We start from the raw sequence: 3,520 nt of genomic DNA, 5'->3' as shown, positions 1-3,520 counted from the left end.
CCCAATACCGGCTCATCAGCCTTAAACAGTGGCGAGTCGTAAGCAACGTTTGGCAAATCGTCATAAGTGGTATAGCTAGAACCTAAATCGTCATAGGTCATGCCGCCCAATACAACCTCAACCGCTGCCTCAGCGCTATAGCTCGCTTTACCCCATTTTTTATACTTGTAGTTATAAACTAACGCAGTATCCAAAGTGCCGGCAGCACCGTCCGAGTGATAAAACCAATAGACTAAAGAATTAGCCCTGTCATGCAGTGACGTTATGTCCTGAATATAGGAAATGTCCAGATCATCGAAAAACCAGTTTTTAACATCGTTGCCAATTGGTACAGGTCGCGTCCCATCAAAGTAGTAAATCTCCTCGTTACCGATAAAGAGATGTGCTCCACCAATATCGACAACAGAATCAGGAGATTGAACACCGATATCACCAGGAACAAGCGACCATGACCAAACAGCCGGAGAACCGACATATTGTCCGATGAAAATGCCGGTTTCTTTATACGCTACCAGGTTATTACCCAACCGTTTCAGCGCCAGTATCGGGCCTGATACCTCGACTAACCGACCTGTCGTGCATTGGGTGCTAATAGCTGGAGTCCAGTCGCTGTAATCGTCTTTAGCCGAACACCACCACCTGTCACCCTGATCACCGTAAACACCATCCTCCGTGTCCGCAACGATAACAAAATTATTCACCACCTCCACAAGGGCTGCTTTAGGTGCCCCTGTGATATCGGCAAAGTCCGAACCCGCACCGATGGACTGCATGGTATCGCCGTCATTCACTGCAATAGTGATATCACCAAACTGTGCAAACTGCCATGAATAGGAAGTGCCTACGTTGTATGCACCGCCTGATGTCCTGGTAACGTCCGTCCACATCCCACCAGAGCCCTCAAACAAGGCTGCAGCGGTTCCAGCAAAGAAACGGCGAGTACCGTCAATTTTAACGACTAACGCGGCGCCACGACACGTAGCGGCCAGTGCCGCGTAGTCCGTATCAACCTGGACAGGAGCAGATTTAAACCCCTGCGGGTCTGGAATCATGTCCTCACAGTCAGTAATGACCCCTTCTGCATGGGGATCTATGTCAGGCGCAAACCCAAGAAAAGACAGCATTAGTCATCCGTGATGATATTGAACGAACCTTTTCGAGACAGCTCTGTGGTGAGTATTGCAGGCGCTTTTGATCTGTGTGCGTTCAAGTTAGCCAGTTTCACAGCTTCGTTTCGCTTGCCGTTGTATTTCGCGCTCTGTGTCTCGTCACCTATATAGTCAAATAGCTCAACAAGAGAGCTAAACAGGTAAATATTCGGATATTCTGCCAATAAGTCATTAGTCGTCACTGAATCAGACAGCCCGTTCTCTGTGAATACACGCGCTGTGACGGTATAAGCATTGTTTGACTGGCAATCAAACTCAATCTTGTTCGTTATTGCGTAATACACAGGCTCACCTTGCGTATCACTGATCTCCTTATCCAGCGCACTTGCTGATAACTGGATAAGCGGTGTCCACTCAGTACCGGAAACCAGTGACAATCCATTCAGCTTCTTCATCCCCGTTGGGAACGAGATAAAACGTGAACCCAAAACCGCCGTTAAATCCTCAAGTGCGTTCATTGCCTTGATTCTGAGTGCATCGTTAAAGCGTGATTCAGCCAGGACAATAAAATCGCCCATCTTTGTGGTCAGGTCTGAACGATGCGACCAGTCAGCCAGCGCCGTTTTTAACTCCGCATAGGTAGTAATTGCCATTATTCTGCCTCGACGACCTTCTTCTTGTAGGTGCGCCTTTCCTTCGGTTTGGATTTGAACCCCGGTTCTTCCTTCGGCTTGGGTTTGAGCGCCAGTTCTTCCTCCTGGGAATAAACCACCACCGTATTGCCGCCGATCTCGATCATCTTGGGATATTCTTTAAACATAACCTAACCTCTTCATTAAGCGTCCACAGTGTTTCTCTATGGAGTGTTTCTGTCTGGGTGTGATTTTATCGTGCTTCTTGCCGAAAAACTGTCCGGCCTTGGGTGATTGCTCCTGAAATCCTTCCCTAGCCTCTATGCTCTTCAACTTGTCCAACTTGACCATTTCAAGCGCCGCCTCAACTTTCTTCTCGTCAGGCTCAACACCTGCATGTTTGAGCATCTTGGAGAATATCTCGACAGGACGCTCTTTCATATCCTCATATTTGACCCATAAAACGCTGTGGGTCGGCGCATCAAGCCATGACCGTGTGTGTCCTTTCCAGGACGAAATAAAGTCCATCATCGTGTTTTGAGCCCGCAGCATCCGATACTTGTTCTGCATCCACTCTGCGCCCGTGTCCATATCAACACCCATGTGGGACGAAAAAGACGGCAGTACGTCTCTTGGGTCACGGATTATCACGATCGCCGCTTTTGTCAGAATGTCCGGTATAAGTTCACAGCCGTTTATCAAAAGATTCGCATTGTGCGTCTTGACGAAAAACGGAATTTCCTGCTCTGTTGATAAATACTGCCTGACCATTCGCAACAACCCCATGTGACGAGTGAGTTGCTGTATTTCAAAGTTCTCTTGCGTGATATCAGTTCCATCCCCTACCTGGAAAGGTGACGGGAGGTTGTCTGTAATCGTTGAGAGAAGGTCGTTTATATCCAGACTGCCAAGAAAGTAGGCATCCAGAAAGCAACGAACCCATGTATTTCCGCTTTTGGGAAATGAAGCAATAAATACAATTTGCTTGTGGTCCATTGGATCCCTCGAAGGTTGTTCCAATTAAAGGAAAAGCCCTCCGAAGAGGGCTATGCATTATGTTGCTGAACAGGCGATTCCGGTTGCAGCAAAGGCCATCCCTGATACATACCAGTTGGTTCCATCAGAGATCAGACATACCCAGTCGCAAGATATCGCAGCACTTGCTGTGAATGTAATGGTGTCTTCATCCACGCAACCAACAACTGCCCCGTTCACCTCCGCCGAACCGTCAATCAGGTCTGACCCACCATTAGTCACAACCGTATAAGCAGTGCCTACGGGAGCCGCAGCAACAATGAACTTGAACGAGCAGCCGGCCACCGGGGCAGGAAGCGTCGATGCCAATTCAGTCGCACTGTTGAGAAAGTAAGCCGTACCACATTCTGCGTTTGTGATGGCATTCACAGCTGTGACGACTTCATAATCGCGCACCGTTGAAGCAAGCTGCGATGCAGTCATATTCTTGTGAATCCAGACATCAACACCTTCAGTGGTCGCATCACTTTCTACTGTTGCCCAAGACGCGCTTGAGAACAGCATAGCGATCAAAGAAAAAATAACTAACTTCATTAATATCTCCAAGAAAAAAGCCCCGAAGGGGCCATGTTGTTGTTTTACCAGGCTATGTGTGCCAAATCTTCACAGCCAATTCTGGCCTTATGACTTTGAAACCATAGAGCACATCAAGCCTTGTATAGAGTCGATCTTTTACACCGTCGTAATATTTGTCGATCAGGCGCAACGAAACACCGTCACTGACTTGCCTAGACGCTTCCTCGT

5 protein-coding genes are annotated in these 3,520 nt (G+C 48.0%); all 5 read right to left on the bottom strand.

The genetic code is table 11. The features are described from left to right. Positions 1-1,124 (bottom strand): hypothetical protein (locus BOW51_RS08735; RefSeq protein WP_078477392.1); only part of this gene is annotated, 1,124 nt, incomplete at its 3' end. Beyond that, positions 1,124-1,762: a phage adaptor protein gene (locus tag BOW51_RS08730; RefSeq protein ID WP_078477391.1), complete on the bottom strand. Its 639-nt coding sequence runs from the start codon at positions 1,760-1,762 to the stop codon at positions 1,124-1,126. The genes BOW51_RS08730 and BOW51_RS08735, both read right to left, overlap by 1 nt. Beyond that, positions 1,762-1,908: a hypothetical protein gene (locus BOW51_RS11215; RefSeq protein WP_167367293.1), complete on the bottom strand. Its 147-nt coding sequence runs from the start codon at positions 1,906-1,908 to the stop codon at positions 1,762-1,764. Before BOW51_RS11215 ends, BOW51_RS08730 begins: the two co-directional genes overlap by 1 nt. A 13-nt stretch (positions 1,909-1,921) precedes the next feature. After that, positions 1,922-2,737, bottom strand: a complete 816-nt coding sequence (locus tag BOW51_RS08725) for a sulfotransferase domain-containing protein (RefSeq protein WP_078477390.1) — start codon at positions 2,735-2,737, stop codon at positions 1,922-1,924. A gap of 57 nt (positions 2,738-2,794) precedes the next feature. Beyond that, positions 2,795-3,310 (bottom strand): hypothetical protein, encoded by a 516-nt coding sequence (locus tag BOW51_RS08720; protein WP_078477389.1) that lies wholly within the window; start codon positions 3,308-3,310, stop codon positions 2,795-2,797. Positions 3,311-3,520: the final 210 nt, after the last annotated feature.

The sequence above is a fragment of the Solemya elarraichensis gill symbiont genome (assembly GCF_002021095.1).
Classification (GTDB): Bacteria; Pseudomonadota; Gammaproteobacteria; order Chromatiales; family Chromatiaceae.
The sequence above is the reverse complement of the archived record's forward strand: the minus strand, read 5'-3'. Positions and strand labels throughout refer to the sequence as shown.

Coding starts and splice junctions, on each gene's coding strand:
- BOW51_RS08730 (WP_078477391.1), bottom strand. CDS start 1,762: ATGGCAATTACTACCTATGCGGAGTTAAAAACGGCGCTGGCTGACTGG.
- BOW51_RS11215 (WP_167367293.1), bottom strand. CDS start 1,908: ATGATCGAGATCGGCGGCAATACGGTGGTGGTTTATTCCCAGGAGGAA.
- BOW51_RS08725 (WP_078477390.1), bottom strand. CDS start 2,737: ATGGACCACAAGCAAATTGTATTTATTGCTTCATTTCCCAAAAGCGGA.
- BOW51_RS08720 (WP_078477389.1), bottom strand. CDS start 3,310: ATGAAGTTAGTTATTTTTTCTTTGATCGCTATGCTGTTCTCAAGCGCG.